The organism is Shewanella sp. 10N.7 (assembly GCF_020806285.1).
Taxonomy (GTDB): Bacteria; Pseudomonadota; Gammaproteobacteria; order Enterobacterales; family Shewanellaceae; genus Shewanella; species Shewanella electrodiphila.
Window position 1 is genome coordinate 50,861 of record NZ_JAJGZS010000027.1, and the last position, 20,809, is coordinate 71,669.

19 protein-coding genes are annotated in these 20,809 nt (G+C 41.2%); 11 read left to right on the top strand and 8 right to left on the bottom strand.

What is annotated here, in order from left to right; all coding sequences use genetic code 11:
• Window positions 1–11: 11 nt before the first annotated feature.
• Entirely contained in the window at window positions 12–1,754 is a 1,743-nt protein-coding gene (locus LMH66_RS16300) for a GGDEF domain-containing protein (protein WP_229371283.1), read from the bottom strand.
• Window positions 1,755–1,964: 210 nt separating this feature from the next.
• Entirely contained in the window at window positions 1,965–2,276 is a 312-nt protein-coding gene (locus LMH66_RS16305; RefSeq protein ID WP_229371285.1) for a prephenate dehydrogenase, read from the bottom strand.
• A 50-nt stretch (window positions 2,277–2,326) separates the two neighbouring features.
• On the opposite strand from LMH66_RS16305, the gene LMH66_RS16310 reads away from it, so the two are divergent.
• Both LMH66_RS16310 and LMH66_RS16315 read left to right on the top strand, forming a co-directional pair.
• Window positions 2,327–3,256, top strand: a complete 930-nt coding sequence (locus tag LMH66_RS16310) for a TraB/GumN family protein (RefSeq protein WP_102526640.1) — start codon at window positions 2,327–2,329, stop codon at window positions 3,254–3,256.
• A gap of 163 nt (window positions 3,257–3,419) precedes the next feature.
• Window positions 3,420–4,289 carry a MaoC family dehydratase gene (locus tag LMH66_RS16315; RefSeq protein ID WP_229371287.1) on the top strand — a complete coding sequence of 290 codons (870 nt, stop codon included), beginning with the start codon at window positions 3,420–3,422 and terminating at the stop codon, window positions 4,287–4,289.
• A 109-nt stretch (window positions 4,290–4,398) separates the two neighbouring features.
• Here the strand turns inward: LMH66_RS16315 and LMH66_RS16320 are convergent, their stop codons facing one another.
• Window positions 4,399–6,024, bottom strand: a complete 1,626-nt coding sequence (locus tag LMH66_RS16320; RefSeq protein ID WP_229371289.1) for a mechanosensitive ion channel family protein — start codon at window positions 6,022–6,024, stop codon at window positions 4,399–4,401.
• 105 nt (window positions 6,025–6,129) lie between these two features.
• On the opposite strand from LMH66_RS16320, the gene LMH66_RS16325 reads away from it, so the two are divergent.
• Window positions 6,130–6,462, top strand: coding sequence for a hypothetical protein (locus LMH66_RS16325; protein ID WP_229371291.1), 333 nt, complete (start codon window positions 6,130–6,132; stop codon window positions 6,460–6,462).
• On the opposite strand, the gene LMH66_RS20420 is transcribed toward LMH66_RS16325, so the two are convergent.
• A complete protein-coding gene (locus LMH66_RS20420) occupies window positions 6,463–6,588 on the bottom strand; it encodes a hypothetical protein (RefSeq protein ID WP_259651232.1) in 126 nt (41 codons plus the stop codon).
• Between the two features lie 219 nt (window positions 6,589–6,807).
• On the opposite strand from LMH66_RS20420, the gene LMH66_RS16330 reads away from it, so the two are divergent.
• The 6 genes from LMH66_RS16330 to rraB all read left to right on the top strand — a co-directional run bounded on the left by LMH66_RS16330 (window position 6,808) and on the right by rraB (window position 11,481).
• On the top strand, window positions 6,808–7,098 hold the full coding sequence (locus tag LMH66_RS16330; RefSeq protein ID WP_229371293.1) for an ABC-type zinc uptake system zinc chaperone: 291 nt from the start codon (window positions 6,808–6,810) through the stop codon (window positions 7,096–7,098).
• A gap of 77 nt (window positions 7,099–7,175) precedes the next feature.
• Window positions 7,176–8,438, top strand: coding sequence for a hypothetical protein (locus LMH66_RS16335; RefSeq protein ID WP_229371295.1), 1,263 nt, complete (start codon window positions 7,176–7,178; stop codon window positions 8,436–8,438).
• Window positions 8,422–9,330, top strand: a complete 909-nt coding sequence (locus LMH66_RS16340) for a metal ABC transporter solute-binding protein, Zn/Mn family (protein ID WP_371996699.1) — start codon at window positions 8,422–8,424, stop codon at window positions 9,328–9,330. Before LMH66_RS16335 ends, LMH66_RS16340 begins: the two co-directional genes overlap by 17 nt.
• Window positions 9,331–9,334: 4 nt before the next feature.
• The gene (locus tag LMH66_RS16345) at window positions 9,335–10,120 is read left to right on the top strand and encodes a metal ABC transporter permease (RefSeq protein ID WP_102526635.1); all 786 of its coding nucleotides are present in this window, start codon (window positions 9,335–9,337) and stop codon (window positions 10,118–10,120) included.
• A gap of 202 nt (window positions 10,121–10,322) precedes the next feature.
• Window positions 10,323–11,054, top strand: coding sequence for a 1-acylglycerol-3-phosphate O-acyltransferase (locus LMH66_RS16350; protein WP_229371297.1), 732 nt, complete (start codon window positions 10,323–10,325; stop codon window positions 11,052–11,054).
• A gap of 55 nt (window positions 11,055–11,109) precedes the next feature.
• Window positions 11,110–11,481, top strand: a complete 372-nt coding sequence (rraB, locus tag LMH66_RS16355; RefSeq protein ID WP_229371299.1) for a ribonuclease E inhibitor RraB — start codon at window positions 11,110–11,112, stop codon at window positions 11,479–11,481.
• A 106-nt stretch (window positions 11,482–11,587) separates the two neighbouring features.
• Here the strand turns inward: rraB and LMH66_RS16360 are convergent, their stop codons facing one another.
• Both LMH66_RS16360 and LMH66_RS16365 read right to left on the bottom strand, forming a co-directional pair.
• Window positions 11,588–12,550, bottom strand: coding sequence for a sensor domain-containing diguanylate cyclase (locus LMH66_RS16360; protein ID WP_102526632.1), 963 nt, complete (start codon window positions 12,548–12,550; stop codon window positions 11,588–11,590).
• Window positions 12,551–12,617: 67 nt separating this feature from the next.
• Window positions 12,618–13,613 carry a response regulator gene (locus tag LMH66_RS16365; protein WP_229371301.1) on the bottom strand — a complete coding sequence of 332 codons (996 nt, stop codon included), beginning with the start codon at window positions 13,611–13,613 and terminating at the stop codon, window positions 12,618–12,620.
• Window positions 13,614–13,983: 370 nt separating this feature from the next.
• Here LMH66_RS16365 and LMH66_RS16370 point away from each other — a divergent pair, with 370 nt between their 5' ends.
• The gene (locus LMH66_RS16370) at window positions 13,984–14,790 is read left to right on the top strand and encodes a crotonase/enoyl-CoA hydratase family protein (RefSeq protein WP_229371303.1); all 807 of its coding nucleotides are present in this window, start codon (window positions 13,984–13,986) and stop codon (window positions 14,788–14,790) included.
• Window positions 14,791–14,876: 86 nt separating this feature from the next.
• Here the strand turns inward: LMH66_RS16370 and LMH66_RS16375 are convergent, their stop codons facing one another.
• The gene (locus tag LMH66_RS16375) at window positions 14,877–15,809 is read right to left on the bottom strand and encodes a DUF3530 family protein (RefSeq protein ID WP_229371306.1); all 933 of its coding nucleotides are present in this window, start codon (window positions 15,807–15,809) and stop codon (window positions 14,877–14,879) included.
• Window positions 15,810–15,902: 93 nt separating this feature from the next.
• Window positions 15,903–18,809, bottom strand: coding sequence for an RNA polymerase-associated protein RapA (rapA, locus tag LMH66_RS16380; RefSeq protein ID WP_229371308.1), 2,907 nt, complete (start codon window positions 18,807–18,809; stop codon window positions 15,903–15,905).
• 345 nt (window positions 18,810–19,154) lie between these two features.
• Between rapA and LMH66_RS16385 the strand changes: the two genes are divergently transcribed.
• Entirely contained in the window at window positions 19,155–20,549 is a 1,395-nt protein-coding gene (locus LMH66_RS16385; protein ID WP_102526627.1) for a PhoH family protein, read from the top strand.
• Window positions 20,550–20,809 lie beyond the last annotated feature (260 nt).

Genomic DNA, 20,809 nt, shown 5'->3' on the forward strand with positions numbered 1-20,809 from the left:
GCTTAATTGAATTAAGCTGTTTTTTGTTGGTTATGATTTGAGAAATAAAAGCCATTCTTGGCAAATTTAGCCTGCTTTTTAGCTTCTGCACTGAGCATAGATAATTCATGATCACTGGTTTGTATCGTCAAATTCGGTGATAACACCCCTACGCATAATGAGATTAACGGATGAAGTACTTTTTTATCTTGACGATCATTGGCGTATACGGTTTGCGCTTGCCAGTGTTCATTTGAGTAATAGGTCCGTTTACTTTTTTCAAATTGCGCAACGATCATTTGAAAATGAGTAATAGCCTCAGAGCAAGTGCTGATCATCACAAAATCATCGCCGCCAATATGGCCGACAAAGCTATGTTCGTTCTGGTAATGAGTGAGCAGATTAGCAACTTCCATAATGACTTCATCGCCACGTGAAAACCCGTAGATATCGTTATAAGGTTTAAAGTGACATAAGTCGAAATAGGCCAAGTAGAAGGCTTTCTTTTGGGAACGTAATCGTTTCAACTCTTCTTGTATGGGTACATTTCCCGGCAAATTGCTCAAGGGATTAGCGTGCCTTGCAACTTTTATTCGGTATTCTGTTATGCGTTGCAATAAATCTTTAGTGTGGCCAATACCGATAAGTTTACCCTGTCGAAGAATGATAAATTGCTGCGCTACTGTGGTGGAGTGCTCAGAAGTGAGTAATTGGCTGACCGTTGACAATGGCTCGCTGGCATCGATTTGAAAGACTTGCTTATCCATTACCGCACTTGCAGGGTGATTTTCATGTAAAGCTCTGCCATAGGGTGTGCTAAACAACTCTAAAATATGATTACGGCTAACAATCCCTTTGGCTTGTCCATTATCTGCGATAACAATTGCTTGAAGCGCAGGCTGGTTGATGAATTGCTCGCTGAGTTGTTTGAGTTTAGTCTCTGGAGTCGCGATATTAGCAGGTGCACATAGGCTTTCAGCTGTTTCGCAATAGCGATTTTGCGGCGCTAATGGAGCTGATACTAATTCCGAACTCATGAATGTATTGGGTTTGATATTAGGGCGCCCTAACAAATACCCCTGACAATATGTGACTCCCAGTTGTTTCAGCATGGTGAGCTCAGCAGGTGTTTCTATGCCTTCAGCAATCACTTTACAGGTTAGGTTTTGGCATAGTTCCACAATGGAGCGAACGAATTCTTGCTTAACTGGTGTGCTATCTATCTGATGAATAAAATGACGGTCAATTTTGACGTAGTCAGGGGCTAATTCTGACCATAAACGTAATCCAGAATATCCAGCGCCCAAATCATCAATTGCGGTTAAGAAACCTTGGTTACGATAGTGGTTCAAGCAGTCTTTGAGTAAATCGATATCATCAGCGGGATACTGCTCTGACAGTTCAATAACAACATCTTCAGGGCGCAGTCCCATTTGTTTAATGAGTTGTAAGGTTAAGCCTTTGGGATGATCAGGGTCGAGAAGGGCTTTAGGTGAGATATTGATGAATAACTTGCCTTTCAACTCGCAGGTTTTAAATGCATTAATTGAGATGCTGCGACATAAGGTTTCTAACTCGCTGAGTTTACCCATATGCTCAGCAGTTTTGAATAAAGGCACAGGAGAAAAAAGCGGACTATGTTCAGGGCCACGGCTCAATGCTTCAAAGCCATGTACTTTCTGGTTAGTGATATTAAAAATTGGCTGAAAAATGGCATTGATAGATTGTTTAGCAATTATCTTATTCAGTTCTTTTTCTAAATCTATAACGCTCATCTAATCAATTCCATAGCAAATTAATTCATCAGTCTATGGCAGGAAAATGACAGAAATATGTCGTTAACAGTGAAATAGAGTTTAAAACCAAAGTATTAAAAGTTATGTCATATATAGCTACTTTTGCATTGGTAGGTTGAGGAAGGGGCATGTAGAACAAATAAAAAAGCAGCCTAATGGCTGCTTTTTTATTTGGGGCTTAAACAACACTTATTTAGTGTTTTGTTTAAATAAATGGAGCGTTTTCAATAACGCTGCAATTTTTTGTACGTGAGCTTCAAGTGCTTCTGGTGGAATATGACTAAGGCCTTGTAGCTCTTCTAACTCATTTGCAAGTTCCTGAACATACGGCAAAAAACGATTACTTTTTTGCGTAAAACCTTGTTCTTCAGTAAAGATTGCCACAAACTTACCATGGCCAGCTTGACGTAATTCGTCGAGTCTTTTATCGGCATCAATGGCTTGACGGTATCCTGTTTGCAGACTTTCTTTTAATTGCTGGATAACTTGGGTATACGGCATGATAGCCTCATTCAACATCATAATATTAAGCTAAATTATAAGGGGCTGGCATGTTACTAACAAGTCAAACGAAGGGAAAAGTGCCAATGATGCAACGCTTTGGAGAAAATAAAAGGCTTAGCGGCATTATGATGCTGGTTTTCCTTTGCCTATCAAGCTTGGTTATCGCTGCAACAGCTTTTGCAGCTGAGTCAGATAAACCGCCATTTTTTAAGGCTACATATCAAGGTAAAACAGTATACGTATTAGGCTCTATCCACATTGGCAAGGCTGACTTTTATCCTTTACCGCTGCAAATTGAACAAGCATTCGTCGATTCAGATGCGCTTGTCATTGAAGCGGATGTGACTAAAGCCAATGTGCAGCAATTATTACAGCAATATGGTTTTGCTACTGCGAATAAACAAAGTGATTTAAACCAACGTTATCCTATGTTTTGTGCCAAAAACCAAACCATGTGTGATGGTCTTAAGCCTTTGGCTACCTGGCTTCAAGCAAACCAAATTGGAGTCGCTCGGTTTGCATCATTGGGTTTTAGCCCGGAAGCTGGTGTTGATGTCACGTTTGTTGCGAGAGATCTGAGTAAACCGCTACTTGAGCTTGAAAGTGTACAGTTTCAATTTGATTTGATTTCATCATTTTCTGATAAGACCCAACAACAGTTACTCGATGAAGCGATTAATGCGACTGACGAGGATATGTTGGCGTTGATTAATGCATGGCGCAGTGGCGATCATAAAGCGATAGCCGACATAATGGAGGATCAAGCGGAAGACTCGGATGAATTGCTCGATAAGTTGCTGTGGCAAAGAAACCACACTATGAGTAAACGTATTTTCGACATTCTCGCTGAATCCGATTACCAAACCTTATTCGTGGTGGTGGGCGCAGGTCATGTTGTTGGTCAGCAAACCGTTCCACAATTACTGCAACAAGCGGGTGCAACCGTTATCGATTGCTGGGATAAACAGTGTGACTAGAGTGTAAACAGAAATTATTTTATATGTTGGAATAACAGCCTAAAACGTATTTTTTTTACTGATGTATTACAAGTCGATGTATAATATCGATATTGAAACAATTGTGACGCAGTATTTAGTCAGTCTAAATACTGCGTTTCACTTAATACAGAAAGGGTGCTCTTTGAGTCACGATTACTCTATAGAACTAGCTTCGATGCCATCGTTGTTGTCACTATATCGAAAGATATTACTCACGCGTAAACCGGGTTGGGATCAGCAACCTTTGCCGAATGTTTATGTTCAGGCTAAAGGTATTAATGTTGCTGACAAAAAAGTCCGTCAATATGCAGATGTCTGTGAATTCGATTTTGATGGCAAGGTATTACCGCCAACGTTCTTGTACGTACTTGCCTTTAGATTGCATGCAACTGTTTTTACTCATAAAGCGATTACCTTCCCGCTTTTAGGGATGATCCACTTAAAAAATAGCATTAGCTTGTATCGTCCAATTAATGTTGATGAAACCTTTGATGTTCAGTGTGAGCTCACCTCAAGCAAAACCACTGACACAGGGCTAGAGTTTGAATTAGCCTCTAAAATTTATGTGGGCGAAGAGTTAGTGTGGGAAGCATTATCAACTTATCTTTATCGTATTGAGTCAAAAGGGCGCAGAGCAAGACCACCACGTGGCTCAGATATGGTTTGGGAAGATGCACTCACTTGGAAATTACCTGAAGACTTAGGCCGACAGTATGCCAAAGCATCAGGGGATTATAATCTGATTCATTTGCACCCCATTGTGTCCAAACGATTTGGTTTTGAAAGAGTGCTGGCACACGGAATGTGGTCTAAAGCGCGTTCTTTAGCGGCGTTAATGCAGTTTATTGGCGAGCGTCCATTTAAAGTCGATGTGGAATTTAAGTTACCCGTGTTTATGCCATCTGAAGTGACATTTGCTTTTGAGAGTATGGAAAATGGTAAGCGTTTTGAAATGCGTGATATCAAAGGTCGTCGCCCGCATCTACTAGGTAACATGACTTACCTCGATTAGACAAAAGCGAGCATCTGGCAAGAGTTGAACAGAATTAATCAAAAAGCCCGAGTGAATTCACTCGGGCTTTTTGTTGGAACCGTCTAAGTTTCTACACAGTTATAAAGAACTAGTCTGCTGCTTTCTCATGGTAAATATGCACATCGCGCTGTGGGAATGGAATACTCACGCCTTGTGCGTCAAACTGCATTTTTACTTCACGAGTTATGTCCCAATATACATCCCAATAATCAAGAGGGGCTGCCCATGGGCGTACAATGAAATCTACTGATGACTCACCTAGAGTATGCAGCTTAATCATAGGCTCTGGGAATTGTTTCACCTTAGGATGAGCCAATACAATATCTGCTAGAATTTTTTCAGCTTTAGGGATGTCATCGCTATAACCAATGCCAAAAGTCATATCAACGCGGCGTTCTTTCTCCACTGTGATGTTATTAATGGTATCACCCCAAATTTTATTGTTTGGAATGATTAGACGCTGATTATCGAACGTCATCACTGTTGTGGAAACTAAGCTCATGTTACTGACTTTACCTGTAACACCTGCTGCTTTAATTAAGTCACCTACATCAAATGGACGATAAATTAATATCATCATACCTGAGGCAAAGTTTGATAGTGTGTCTTGCAAAGCAAAACCAATAATCACACCAGCAATACCGAAACCTGCCAACAATGGCGCTAATTCAAACCCTAGTTGTGAAAGAGCAATCAGTAAACCTAGTGCATAAATGACGTTACCTGAAATAGAGATAAAGAAATCTTGTAGCAACACACTAAAATTAAGCTTTGACGAATTTACGGCTTTTCTGACGACTTTTCTGATTATTTTAGCGACTAAGCTTGCTAGGGAAATAATGATCAAGAAGATGACGATTTTAAACGTCACGCCAGCGCCATTTTCTAAAGCTTGATTTTTGGCAATGGTCATCCACTCTTCGATAAGACTTGAGGCGACATCGAAGTTAAGAACGTCTTGAGTAATATCGCCAGATACACTGAATAACGTCTGTTTAATTTGAGTGGTGTCTTGACCAAGAGCTTCGAGCATTACGACCGCAACATTCAAGCTTGAGGTATGCATTGCTAAGCGATCTTTGAGTAATGAAACCTTGCTTTTCTGTTCAGCACTGACATCAGCTCCAGCACTAGATGCATCGGCTACCGCTTTTTTTAGCTCTGCTTGGGTGTAAGTGACTAAGCTTTCAAAGTAATCAGCTCTCAGCAACACTTCTGCTGTTAAAGCTGCTTCAGCATTATCAACACTGATATTCAGCTGTTTGCCCCAAGCGATAGTTTCGAGTTCAGCCTGTAGGTAATGATCTCGGTCTTCTTCACGTTTGATAATTTGTTGCATAATGACTGCGTCATTATCTCCACCAAGCTCCAATTGGAGTTCAGTGGTTCTTTCATCAATGTATTGGCCGACTTTATCAAGAAAGATTAATTGCTTATTCACTTGCGGAACTAAGTAAGCTAAATCGGGTTCTGGCTGATTAACTAGCGTAGCGAGCTCTTGGCGTAATAAATTGGTTTTATGACGAATGCGATATTCACTGACATCTTTAAGCTCACCTTTAGCTGTTTTAAGCCAAGCGACATCAGTATCAATGGTGTTTTGTAATTGTTGAATTTTTTTGCTTGTTGCTGGTTCAACTTCAGCAGCAAAGCTATTACCAGAAAAGCTAATTAAGCTGATGAGACAGCAAATAACAAACAGAATTCTTGGCATGATTAACGTCCTGTAGAATGGTAGAACGCTAATGATAAGTTATTGGATGAAGTTTGACGATAATTTGCTAAACTTACGCACTTTTTATTTTTAGATAGGCTATCTATGGCTGCCTTACAGTGTGCACATTGCCACAAACCTATTTCGGTCAGTAAAGTTACTGGAACACGCGGCAAAGGGTTTTCGGCGCAAATACAATGTTATCATTGTCAGGCGTGGTTAGGACGTCATGGAATTCTAACGATACTAAAAGTGATTGGTTTTTATACTGCAGTAATCGCTGGTGTGACGGGGTATTTTGTCGAAGGGTTAGCCAATATTATCACCCCCGTTATTATGCTATCGCTAATACTGACGGGGGTAACGCATTTGATGGACCATCTGCTGGTTATTGAAGCGCCTGAAGAAGACGGCAAACCAACAGATGAAATCAAATAATTAGTCTACAACTTGAACTTGGTTTTCTAGTGCTGCTTCAACATAATAAATGCCACCAAGCACAACAACGCCAATGATGACCATTGTTAAAATAATACCGATGTTGTCTTTGAGTAAATTCATCATAGTTAAATCCTCTGTCTTGGCTGGCTAAGCTGCTATATATGGCTAATATTTTAGCGTTTTCAGCTTAAGCTAATCTTAAAATAGCATAACGATGAATGGCATAAGTTGCTATGGTACGTCACGTTTTTTTATTTAAAGTGATTTGTAACACTCTATTGGTTGCTTTTTTTTGTAATCTTTTTAAGATAGCACTGATTTTTTAATCCAAGGATGAGTTTGGTGCATAGATTTAGACCAATAAAACGCAGTGTTGTGGTATGGCTTTCAGCCATGCTAGTACTACTGTCGTTTGCGGCTTCTGCACATAACGTGATCCATGACCATGATTCATTAAGTACTAGCTGTACTTTATGTGTCCATCAACATCAGTTTAATGCTGCACTTCCCTCAACCGAATTAAGCATCGCCATTGTTCGTCAGCACTTCGAGACTGTCACATACAACTGTCGAACTTATAGCAGTGTTCACCAATCGCTTTACCATAGCCGCGCGCCCCCTTTTTTCTCTTAATCTAACAACGTTAACCTTAATTTTTTATTCGACTATCACAGATGATGGACGAAGACTTGTTGTATTTTGGAGATAAAATGTCTTATTTAAACAAACGCCTTTCTTTAGTTGCAGTTGCCTGCGCATTCGCTTCAACTCATGCTTTTGCTGAAGATTCTAGCTTAACAAACCCTAACATTAGTGCGGTTCTTGATGGTTTTTATCAGACTGGAGATCGTGGTTTAGGTGGGCGTGAAGAAGGCTTCGGTTTGGGCGAAACAGAGCTGGCGATTAGTGCAAACATTGATGACATGTTTTACGGAAAAGTGACCGCGATTTTAGAGTCACACGACGGTGAAACTGAAATTGAATTAGAAGAAGCGTTTATTCAAACTATGGGGCTTCCTGCTGGTTTAGGTATTCGTGCTGGTCGCTTCCTATCTGATGTTGGTTACTTAAATAATCAGCATTTACATACTGATTCATTTGTTGACCGTCCAGGTGCTTATCGTGCGTTCATGGGTAATCATTATTTTGATGATGGTGTGCGTCTAACTTATGTTGCCCCGACTGATCTATATTGGACTATGGGTGTTGAAGTCTTTAAAGGCGACAAAATGCGCGCTGCTGATATGTATGAAGAGCATGAAGAAGAAGGGCATGACGAGGAAGAACATGAAGAGCATGGACCACGAGAGTATGACACTGTAGGTGTGTATTCTGCTTTTACTAAATTCGGTGGTGACATTGGTCATTCAAGCTCTTGGCAGGTTGGCTTAAGCTACTTATATAATGCCAATGGTAAGGTAATGGTCGTAGAGGGTGAAGAGGAAGAAGGTCATGCTGATGAAGAACATGATCATAAAGGCCACACTCATAGCGCATCTTACACGGGTGAAAATACTTACATCGCAGATTTTGTTTATAAATGGGCGCCAAACGGTAACTACAAATACCAACATTTAACAGTGAGTGGTGAATACTTCCGAGTGACGGATACTTTTTCGTTTGAAGAAGGCGACCATGGCCATGAAGAGGAAGATCATGATCATGAAGAGTCTCATGGCGATGATTATTTTGAAGGTTGGTACTTAAGTGGTGTTTATCAGTTCTCTCCTCATTGGTCTGCAGGTGTTCGTTACGGTGAAGTTGATACCTATGAACTTCATGGCGACCATTTAGATCCGCAAAAACTGAAAGAAACTGAATTAAGTTTAGCTTGGCATCACAGTCATTTCTCTACTGTCCGTCTACAATATACTAATCAAAAAGGTACAAACTTTGATGGTTTTGAAGACGACAACATTGTCTCACTTCAGTATGTTATGACATTAGGAGCTCACGGTGCGCATCAATTCTAAAAAACTCATTGTGATGGGGGCGCTTTGTAGTGCCTTTTTGACAAGCGCGGCGAATGCCCAGTTAAATGTGTTTGCTTGTGAACCTGAATACGCTGCCTTAGCGCAAGAGATTGCGCCAGAAGCTAAAATTTATTCAGCGACAAGTGCAATGCAAGATCCGCATTTGGTTCAGGCAAGACCTAGTTTGATCGCTAAGATGCGTCAAGCGGATCTTGTTGTATGTGCGGGAGCTGACCTTGAAATTGGTTGGTTACCTATGCTGCAAATGAAAGCATCGAATAATAAAGTGCGTTCAACCGATAACGGTTTATTCTACGCAGCTGAGCATATTGATACCTTAGATAAACTTGAACATGTTGATCGTTCTATGGGTGATGTTCACGCAAAGGGTAATCCACATCTGCACTTTGATCCTCGTAGAATGTTACAGGTGGCTAATGCATTGTCAGAAAAAATGGCGGCATTAGACCCTGAAGGTGCTGCAGGTTATCAGGCAAAACTTACCGATTTCACTGACCGATGGCAACAAGCTATCCCTAAATGGGAAGAGCAAGCGGCGGGTTTGAAAGGTAAAAAGGTGATTGCGTACCATTCAAGCTTTCGTTACCTGTTTAACTGGCTAGGCATCGAACAAGTGGCAGACTTAGAACCTAAACCTGGCATTCCACCTAGTAGTAGCCATTTAGCAAAATTGGTTAATCGTAGCCAAGAAGGCGATGTGATGGCGATATTAGTGACATCTTATCAAGATGAACGCGGTGCTAATTGGCTTGGTGAACGTACGGACTTACCTGTGCTAATTCTGCCTATGTCAGTGGGTGGCAACAGTGATAGCACAGATTTGTTTAGCCTTTATGATAGCGTTATAACAATGCTTACAGAGGTTCAATAAACTTATGCTAGATCTCGATTTGCTACCTATTTTAATTCCTGCATTTGTTGCTGGCTTACTAGTACTGTCTACTCATGTTGTATTAGGTCGCCAAGTATTAAAACGTGGGATTATCTTTATTGATTTGGCCATTGCTCAAGTGGCTGCTTTAGGTGCAATCGTATCGCATATGGACCACAGTATTGAGGAACTCCCTTTTTCTCATGTGTGGATGCCTGCGTTATTTGCATTGGTGGGTGCAGGTTTTATTGCTTGGTTATCTAAAAGATTTGCTGATGAACTTGAAGCGATTATTGGTTGTTTTTATGTGCTGAGTGCGGTGGCAGCCATGTTGCTGCTATCGAATGATCCTCATGGTGCTGAGCTATTAAAACAGCTAATGTCGGGGCAAATATTATGGGTTAACTGGTCTCAGCTCGTCCTGCCAGCCATTGTTTCTGCCGCTATATTGGCGTTAATCGTGATGAAACCACAAGTGTTAGACGGTGCAGGTTTTTACTTCCTGTTTGCCATTGTCATAACACTTTCGGTTGAGTTGATTGGCGTCTACTTGGTCTTTAGTACCTTAATCCTTCCTGCCTTGGCACTGAATAAGTACCAAGGAAAAGGATTATTGGCACTTGCCTATGTGGTTGGATTTGTTGGATACATTGCAGGGCTTATACTTTCGGCCACTTATGATTTACCGAGTGGCGCCGCGATTGTAGCTGCGTTAGCTATGAGTGCGATTCTAATGCGAGTATTCCTGTCGATGAAGGCGTCAAAAACGGCTTCATCCCTAAGCAATTAAATACTCAAATCAGCAACACACTCAATAAAATCCGAGTCAAACTGTATAATTAATGATGCGTTAATGTTTAACGCATCATTAATTCATCTTGGCTGGTGTATAATCATTTAAGCTTACAATTGTAAACTGAAATCAAACAAATCATTGAGTCCAGCATCCGTGCTGGCTATACTGTCGCCACTTTCTTCGCAGGAGCCTGCTTGTGCTGTTAATTGCTCGTTCAATTATTCTTGCAGTGTTATTAACACTGGCGTTTTTTTTCGCAATCATCCTTTGTATTGTCAGACCAATGCATCGTGATAATGTCCATGTTATCGCTCGCATTTTTTCATCCGTTGCCCCAATCCTTGGCATTAAAGTCATTACTCGTCATGCAACAGAAGAAAACCCGAAAGAACCTAAAATCTATTTAGCGAATCATCAGAATAACTTTGATTTATTTACTCATACTTCAGCTGTTCCAAAAGCGACAGTGAGTTTAGGTAAGAAAAGTTTGGCGTGGATGCCGCTATTTGGGCAAATTTACTGGTTGTCAGGTAATATTCTGATTGACCGTAAAAACCGTCATAGTGCCTTTGATACCATGGCTAAAACAGTCGAGAAAATGAAAAACAAACTATTATCAGTTTGGATTTTCCCTGAAGGAACCCGTTCACGAGGGCGTGGTTTATTGCCATTTAAAGTAGGTGCATTCCACACCGCTATCGCAGCTAAAGCATCAATAGTCCCAGTACTGGCGTCATGTCAAAACCACATTAAATTGAACCGTTGGAATAACGGTGTGGTGATTGTGGAAATGATGGCACCGATGTCGACTGCAAATGTGGATAAAAGTGATGTTAAAAAGCTTTGTGCTAAGGTGCATGAGGCAATGTCAAAGCGTTTAGCTGAATTAAATCAAGAAGCATCGGCATTAATGGCTAAACCTCAGTAGATTTATCACGTATAATTAGCGATTAGCCGCATTATTTTGTTAACGGAGTTACTCCATGTCTATTGAAGGTCTTTTAAAAGAGCAGTTTGCTGAGAACCGTGAAATTATCCAAGCTTTGCTTGCTGATGGTTCGCAAGCCGATGCCGAATACACGATTGAGCATCACTTTTCATCGACTAATTTTGACCGTTTAGAAAAAGCAGCGGTTGATGCATTTAAACTTGGTTTTGAAGTGAATGATGCTGAAGAGATGGAGCTAGAAGATGGCTCAATCATTTTCTGTTTTGATGCAATTGCTAATCACGCACTTGAAGCTGACTTGCTAGATAAAGCTTGTGAGCAACTGATGCTTTTAGCGCAAAAGCAAAAAGTGGATTATGACGGTTGGGGAACCTTCTTTGTCGGTGACGAAGATGAGCTTGATTAAGAACAAGATGAAGAAGATGAGTTTTAATTAACTTGTTTCTGAAAAATCATAAAAAGCCCACTCAAATGAGTGGGCTTTTTATTGATAACTATGGAGATATTAGCTTCTACTTGGTTTTATAAACCGAAGTTTGGTTACGGCCATTTTCCTTTGAAAGGTATAAGGCCTTGTCTGCTCCTGATAACCAACTAGCACTATTTTTGGTGTCTTCTGATAAGGAATTGACCCCAATACTGATGGTGACTTTGATGATTTGGTTCTTATAAACCACTTGGGATGATTCGACTTTCTTACGCAAGCGTTCAGTGAAGTATTTCGACTCGTCAGCACTGGTATTCGTTAGCACCACTGCAAACTCTTCACCACCATAACGTCCTGCAAAGTCTGTTTCACGTAAAGATTGTTTTAAGATATGGGCTATATTCTGAATGACTTTATCGCCAGCAGGGTGACCATACTTATCGTTAATTTGTTTGAAATTATCGATATCAATCATAATCATGCTGCCGTTTTCACCATAACGCGCAAAGCGTTCATATTCTTTTTCAAAACACTCTTGCCAGTGACGACGGTTAAATAGTTGGGTTAAGCTGTCAGTCTGGCTGAGTTTTTCTAATTGCTCATTGGCCGCTTTGAGTTGTAGCTTATTAATCGCCACATCAGTCACGTCATAAACAATGATACTGATATGGGTTATGTTGCCGGTGAGCGAAGCCAAGGGCAGCAGGGTGATATTCTGATACATGTGATCAGCACGACCTGTGATTGGGCGATAGTTTTTAAACTCAAAGACGTATGGGCGTTGTTCCCAGCTAATAAACGAGCGGTTTTTAAGTAAAAAAACCGATTCCATTTTTTGAGTTAGCCATTCATTAGGCAAATCTGGAAAAGTTTCAAATAGGTTTTTGCCTTTAATGGCATTAGGCGATACGCCACTATGGTTTTCCATAAACCCATTCCACAACTGGATGTTGTAATTACGATCTAATACGACCAAGCCAACCTCTATGGTTTGCACCATATCAATAAGCCAGTGAAGTTCGTTCATTGCATTTTGATCAGTAGACATGAGTTAACATCCAACTTTCTTTATTATTTTAATTATTTGCGAATGTGTTATTCGCTAAATAGGTTGATTAATCGAGCAAATAACCCAGCTTAAAGTTAAGCGTTGGGATGGAGTCTTCGGTAAATAAAAGTAATAAATCGCACTGGACATTGTGATCTTCAATTTGGTAATTGATTTCCATTGCTAAGGTGCGTTGCCACTTTTCTGAATTGTCGTGGATTAGCTCATTCACCGTGCAGTGACGTCCTAAAACAACAGGATGTCCTTGGCTAAACTTCATATCTAATTGCTCAGAGATACCGTTAAGGAATGCACCAATAAGCACATTACCAGTGTCGATTAACACTTCGATCTCATTTGCAGTATCTTGTGGGTTTTTATGACCCATTAACTTGGCCATGTCTTCAAAGCTTGAATCATGAAATAACAGAAGGGCTTCACCAGCCACGCCTGCGCCAATAAAGCCTTGGCACAATGCTGATACTTTTGAACTTTCTTCAGTGGCTTTTAGTGCCATGGTCAGTTCACTGACTTCAAGGACATTTACGTTGGGGATAGGCAACATGACAAACACATCTAATAGGGTTGCCAATAAGTCTGCTGCACGACCCATAGCAACGTTGGCTATTTCTTGGCAAGCATCGCGTAAATCCACTTCAAACATCGGCGTGTCATTACCTGCATCTTTTAATGCTAAGGTCAGAATGCCGTATTCTTCGAGGATATTACTGATGGATTCGGCGTTGACAGGCTTTTGAATAAAATCTAATGCGCCTAGTGCTTTGACTCTTTCGTGAGCTTTGATTTGGATATCACCTGACACCACGATGACCAACGCAGGCAAATCTTCTTTTTGAATGGCTTCTAATACTTCATATCCATCCATTACAGGCATATTGAGATCGAGAAATACGATCTCACCTTTGCCTGCACGGATAACCTCGAGTCCTTCAGCACCATTAGTAGCATAACTGATATCAACGTCCCATTCCTTGGGCAAGGTTCGCGCCATTTGCTTTCTGGCTAATCCTGAGTCATCGCATATCAAAATAGGAATAGTCATAGAGACAGATGATCCTTTAACGGGTTTTATTATTATTGAGTGTAGTTGATGATTTAACGTTTTGGTTAATTGCATTAAGCAACAGTAAGTTAGCTGCTGAAAAGTCTAAAACGTTACACCCTACATTTATTAAACATTATTTTACAACTTATTGCTGATGATTAGCATTAAAATTCGACAGTTTTTTGGCACTTATCGCAAAATTGTATCTTATATGACGCTTTTTTATGTTGAATTTGATGCTTACGTATTCATTTGGTGTTTTTTGTGGGGTATTTCTGTTATTGCCGTGTGTCTATTGGGTTAACTACTCGACAAGTGGAGGATTTATGTTAACTTGCAATCTGGACTGACCAGTAAAGGATGAACCATGGATAATAAACTCGTTGAGTTAAGGGTAGAAAATGGCGTTGCCCATGTCACACTCAATAGGCCTGATAAATACAACGCACTCAACATCGAGCTATTTCAAGCTATTGATAAAACCATAAAAAAATTACACAAAAATAAAGCGGTTAGAGTGGTTATTTTATCGGGTGCAGAAGGAAACTTTAGTTCTGGCTTGGACGTGAAAAGTGTGTCGAAATCTGTGATGCCTGCGCTGAAATTATTGTTCAAGTGGCTACCTGGTAATGCTAATTTGGCACAGAGAGTCTCCCTTGGCTGGCAGCAATTACCCATTCCTGTTATCGCAGTTATTGAAGGTTTTTGTTATGGCGGTGGCGTGCAGATAGCGTTAGGCGCTGATTTTAGGTTTGCGAGTAAAGATGCGCAACTGTCGATAATGGAATCTAAATGGGGATTATTACCTGATATGGCAGGTCTTGCGGGCTTAAGACAAATTATGCCAAAAGATAAAGCGCTACAACTGACGTATACCGCTGACATTATCACTGCAGATAAAGCACTCGAGTACGGATTAGTCACTGAAGTGTATGACGACCCACATCAACAAGCGCAATTGTTCGCTGACAAGTTAATGCAACGCTCGCCAGATACGAATGCAGCAGTCAAATTGAGTATTAACAAAAACTGGTCTGGTACATTACGTAGTTTGCTAAGCCGAGAGTCTTTAAGCCAAATCCGTTTATTGGTCGGCAAAAACCGCAGTATTGCAGGCCATCGAGAAATTAAAAAATCAACAAAACCTTATCAGGACCGTCAATCCGGTTGGTAGTTTTAGGCTTTAGTCGTTCGGCTTTAAGAGATTGAGTTGGATAGTTTCTGATTTGTTAGTGTTGAGGCTAGTTACCATTGGCCGCATTAGCGGCCAACGATTTTACGGGCAAACCCTTCAATATGTTTTAACGCTTCCTCCCAACCACCTTGATGATTAAGGTCTAACTGCAATAAGTATTGACGATAGTGGTGGCTCGACTTGATTTGATTTTGCTGTTTGCGCACTTCAGCTTCTGTAATCGACACTCGATTCGCATTGGCTGACTGTAAATCTAATACGGGAATATCGAGCTCTTTTAGTTGCATTGCAATTGATAAGTCACGATTCTGCTCATCGATTAGCTGCTCAAATTCACGGTAAGGATTAATCACAACCAGTAAATCCGGTTTGGCTAATTTGTCTTGATGGAGCAAATTAATCACCATCCCTGCACTGTCATCAGCGGCAATGATAATTCGCTTTCCTGGAAATTGTTCTCCAATTGTCTCAAGTTGAGCCAAACATTCATTGATAACATTCTGTTGGAAATTTCTAAGTTCTAATAATTGGCTAGAGCTGTACTTTGGTGTTATTTGATAGGCATTAAGTTCAAGCTGTTTCTCACCCGCTTTGGTGACTTGGTCAGCTGAAGTGGCAAAATTAGGGCGATACAGGCCTTCAGTGGGTTTAATACTGATACTTGCCCAGCCTTTTGATGGAATTTGTTGGCGTAAATAACGAATAATGCCACGTCCGCTGGCGTGAGTGTCGGTTGGCCCCACAAGAAAAACAGCACCGTGCTGTTTCTTACCTTGCCATGGTTTAACCAATACTTCTATTGTTTGATCTTGAACGGTAATCTGTTGCTTTTCGGCGTCACTAATCGGTATGAATACGCTGTCAGATAACAAACTAGCACTTAACAGTGTGCTATTAAAAAGGTTGTTACTGAGCGCATTAAATGAAAACAAGCTCGTTAGCGCGAGTAAACTTGAGCAAAATATTGTGCGGTAGTGAGCGCGTCGGATTAATTTCATTACGATTACTTATACAGTTTTTTGAAAGGCATATACAAAAAAGCCCCGTACTAATAAGAAGTTCAGGGCTTTTAGCGTTATGTTAGCAGTGTATTATACGTGGCTAACTAATACCATTCTAATAGCATCTAGCTGGAATTGACTGTCATCAATGTAGCTATTGAGCTCAGCCATTTGATTACGGATATAGTCTAACTCAGAATCACGAATGTTAGGGTTAACCGCTTTAAGTGCTTCTAAACGTGTTAATTCACCGTTTAATTGCAGCGTCATCTTGTCACGAGCTTGTTCAACTAATTCAGCTAAAGCCGCTTGAGCTTGCTCTTCACCTTTGGCCAGTAATGGATGCAAAATTGGTTGAGATGCATTGACAAGCTTACTGGCAATATGACGATTAACCGCACTAAGCTGCTTATCAAAGCTTGCATAATCCACTTTGTCAGACAGGTTAAGACCATTTTTATCCAGCAACACGCGGATTGGTGTTGGCGGCATATAACGGTATAACTGCGATGATTTAGGGGCACTGACATCAGCCATGTAAATCAATTCTAAGAACAAGGTGCCAGCAGGTAAGGCTTTGTTTTTAAGCACTGCTACACTGGTGGTACCGGTTTCAGAGTCTGTGATTAAATCTAATGCCGTTTGTACTAGCGGATGCTCTTGCGAGATAAACGCAATATCATCACGAGACAATGCAGTTTCACGGTCAAACGTGACAGACACACCATCTTCAGGTAAGCCTGGGTAAGATGGGAACAGCATGTGTTCACTTGGGCGCAGTACGATAGAGTTCTCGCCGCGATCTTCTTGATCGACACCGATAATGTCCCATAAACGGATCACAGAGCCGATTAAATGAGTATCAGAGTCGCGTTCAGCTAAACGTTCAACGAGTTTCTTCGACTGCTCACCACCATGAGAGTTAATTTCTAATAACTTATCACGGCCTTGTTCCATCGCTTGCTTAAGCTCTTGGTAACGAGTTTGTGTGTGATTCAGTAATTGGGCCATTAACTCTGGGTCGGCATCGTTCAGCACCGCTGTTAATTCGTCAGCGAATTCAGAGTAAAGAATGTGGCCACTAGGACAGGTTAACTCGAACGAGTTAAGCCCTTGATGGTACCAATTCATTAAGCGCTCTTGCGCGGTATCTTGTAGGTACGGCAAGTGAATCTGAATATCGTTTTGTTGGCCAATACGATCTAATCGACCAATACGCTGTTCAAGTAAGTCAGGGTTTAGCGGCAAGTCAAACAACACAAGGTGACTTGCGAACTGGAAGTTACGTCCTTCTGAGCCAATTTCAGAACAAATCAGTGCCTGCGCACCGCCTTCTTCTTGAGCAAAGTAGGCGCCAGCTTTATCGCGCTCGATGATCGACATACCTTCATGGAATACCGTTGCTTGAATACCTTCGCGGGTACGTAATGCTTCTTCAAGGCTTAAAGCGGTTTCTGCTTGGCTCGCAATAATCAATATTTTTTTACTGCGGTGCTCTTTTAAAAAGTCGATTAACCAATCCACGCGGGGATCAAATTTCCACCAACTGGCACTTTCACTTTCAAAAGCTTGGTAAAGCTTTTCTGGGCTTAGGGACTGCTTGGCTTGATCTTGCGGTGATTTTTTAGAACCCATCATCGCATTCACACGCTCAGCAGTAACATATTCTTGCGGCATGGCTAATGGATGTGGATTAAAGAATCGTTTAGGGAAACCACTGACTGATGCGCGGCTATTACGATAAAGAATTCGGCCAGTACCATGGCGATCAAGTAGCTCTTGCAATAACTCATCACGAGCAGCTTGTTTAACGTCATCAGCCACATCTTCAGCCTGAATAACATTAATGCTAGGCATAATGTCTTTTTCGCTCAGCAGCTCAGTTAAGCTGTTAATGGCGCTGTCTGCAAGCTTGGTGTTGGCAGTGAGAGCTTCGGCGGCTTCTGCCACACTTTGGTAACTTTTTTCTTCTTCAAGAAAGGCTTCATAATCGTAGAAACGATCAGGGTCGAGTAAACGTAGACGCGCAAAATGGCTCTGATGACCAAGTTGATCAGGAGTTGCGGTAAGCAATAACACGCCTGGCACTTCTTCACTTAATGCTTCAACAATTTGATATGCACGGCTCGGCGCTGTTTCGCTCCACTCAAGGTGATGCGCTTCATCAACGACCATTAAATCCCAATCAGCATCAATAGCTTGTTCTAAGCGGCGTTTTTTACGCAATAGCTCAAGCGAACAAATGACTAATTGTTCAGTATAAAATGGATTGTCGTTATCAGCATAAGCCTCTACACAACGGTCTTCGTCGAAAATTGAGAACTTCAAATTAAAGCGACGCAGCATTTCGACTAACCACTGATGACGTAAAGTATCAGGTACGATAACCAAGATACGTTCAGCACGGCCAGTGAGCAGCTGTTGATGAATGATTAAACCTGCTTCAATGGTTTTACCTAAACCGACTTCATCAGCCAGTAATACGCGCGGCGCATAACGACGACCCACTTCATGGGCAATCCACTGTTGGTGTGGAATTAAGCCTACACGTGGACCTTGCTGACCAAGTAAGTCAGAGGTAGCCAATTTATGCCGCAATAGCTGACTTTGGTAACGAATACCAAAACGCTCTAAACGGTCAATTTGACCTGCAAATAAACGATCTTGAGGTTTGTTAAAACGAATATTGTGGTTCAGCAGAGTTTCACGTAAACGAACACTTTCATTCGTTTCACTGTGAATGCCGATGTAGGTCACTAAACCATCTTTTTCTTCGACTTCATTGACGGTAAGTTTCCAGCCTTCATGGCTTTCAATTGAGTCACCTGGATTAAAAATTACACGAGTTAATGGGGCTTCATCGCGTGAAAACAGACGGTTTTCATCGGCGGCAGCAAACAGTACAGTGACCATGCGTCCTTCGACGGCGACAACAGTACCTAAACCAAGTTCTGACTCGGTATCACTAATCCAGCGTTGACCTAAAGCAAACGGCATTTTTTACTCTCATTCGGGGCTGATTAAAACAAAGGGCGCGTATGTTATAACAAACGCTGCTAGATTTAAATTCTAGCAGCGATTTAAATATTCATGATCGACAATTTTATTTAGCTAAGTCTGAATTTGCCACATTATTGTCATCTAAATGACATCTTTATTCCCCTAAACTGACCTAGTAAACATCCGATTAACTATTGAGAGTTAATAGATTTGCTGGCATAGTTTAATTGTGCACTGATAGAGATTATCTATCGCTGTAAGTTTATTATATTTTTAATATCAGGAGTTTAAGTTGGATTAATCCCTTAGTTACCCCTTTGCATTGAGCACTCTGGAGGCGCCATGGAACATAACGACAGAAAGTTGTTTGTACTGGATACCAATGTGTTACTGCATGAACCTTTAGCGATATATTCGTTTAAGGAACATGATGTAATCATCCCAATGACAGTGTTAGAAGAGTTAGACAATATTAAGGACAGAAAGCACGACATCAGTCGTGATGCGCGAGTCGCCATTAGGGCATTAGAGGATATCCTCGGAGGAAAGACCTCACCAGAACAAATCCTTAACGGTGTATCACTCCCAGCTCGCGAAGGTCATTTAGACGTTTCAGGCAGTTTATCCATATTCCCAGACCATCAAATCGATTTTACAGCAGGCGATCTGCCCGGTGATAACAACGATAACCGCATCATTAATACCGCTCTGCATCTGCAAAAAACTCACTCACCCCGTCAAGTCGTGTTAGTCACCAAAGACATCAACATGCGCCTAAAAGCCAAGGGGGCGGGCATTGAAAGGGTTGAAGATTATCGAACCGATCAATTAATTGACGACATTCGCTTTCTTGCCAAAGGGTTTTATCAATTTGAAGGTGATTTCTGGGGCAATGTTGACAAGGTTTCTACAGATCGCGTCGCCGGAAAAACCGTTCACCAAGTGAATATTTCAGAAGTGGGTAACGAGCCATTTTATAAAAACCAATATTTAATTGATGAAGCCACTGAATTTTGCGGCAAGGTCGCAAGTCGCACTGAAACCCACCTTAATATTATTGATTATGGTCGTGACCGACTTGAGCATCTGCAGGCGTGGGGGATTAAACCAAAGAATATTTATCAAGGTATGGCGCTTAATGCCTTACTCGATCCTGAAATTGATTTAGTTATTCTTACAGGGCCCGCTGGTTGCGGTAAAACCTTAATTGCCATGGCTGCAGCACTTGAGTTAGTGGTTGAGAAAAAACAATACGAGAAGGTTATTGTCACTCGTAACACGCCTGAAATTGCCGAGTCTATTGGTTTTTTACCTGGCACAGAAGAAGAGAAAATGGCGCCGTGGCTGGCAGCGATTACCGATACCCTCGAAGTACTACACAAAAATGATGTTAACCCGACTGGCAGCATGAACTACATTATGGAAAAGGCCAACGTGCAGTTTAAGTCGATTAACTTTATGCGGGGCCGCTCGATTCAGGACTCAGTGGTCATTTTAGATGAATGTCAAAATCTGACGGCATCACAAATTAAAACCATGATCACCCGAATGGGCGAGGGCACTAAGTTAGTGTGCTGTGGTAATTTATCGCAAATTGACTCAACCTATTTGACTGCGGTGACTTCAGGGCTGACCTACATTGTGGAACGCTTTAAAGACTTTGATGGTAGTGCCAATATTTACCTAAATGGCGTGGTGCGCTCACGCTTGGCTGAATTTGCTGAGGAGCATTTATAGCAAGTAGCAAGTAGCAAGTAGCAAGTAGCATGTAGTAAGTGTGAATTGATGATAAAGGCATCAACTCACAAATCATTAAGCCATCGGTTTTCATCGATGGCTTTTTTGAACATTCGATTAGCATCAATTGACTTGTATTAACTGACTTGTGAGCTAATTTACAGGCATAAAAAAACACTGATGATCTAGGGTCTGTTGACCTTTCAAGGTTGTTTTTGCAGCGAGTTGTTGGCCATTTATACAAGGCAGAGACTTTGTAG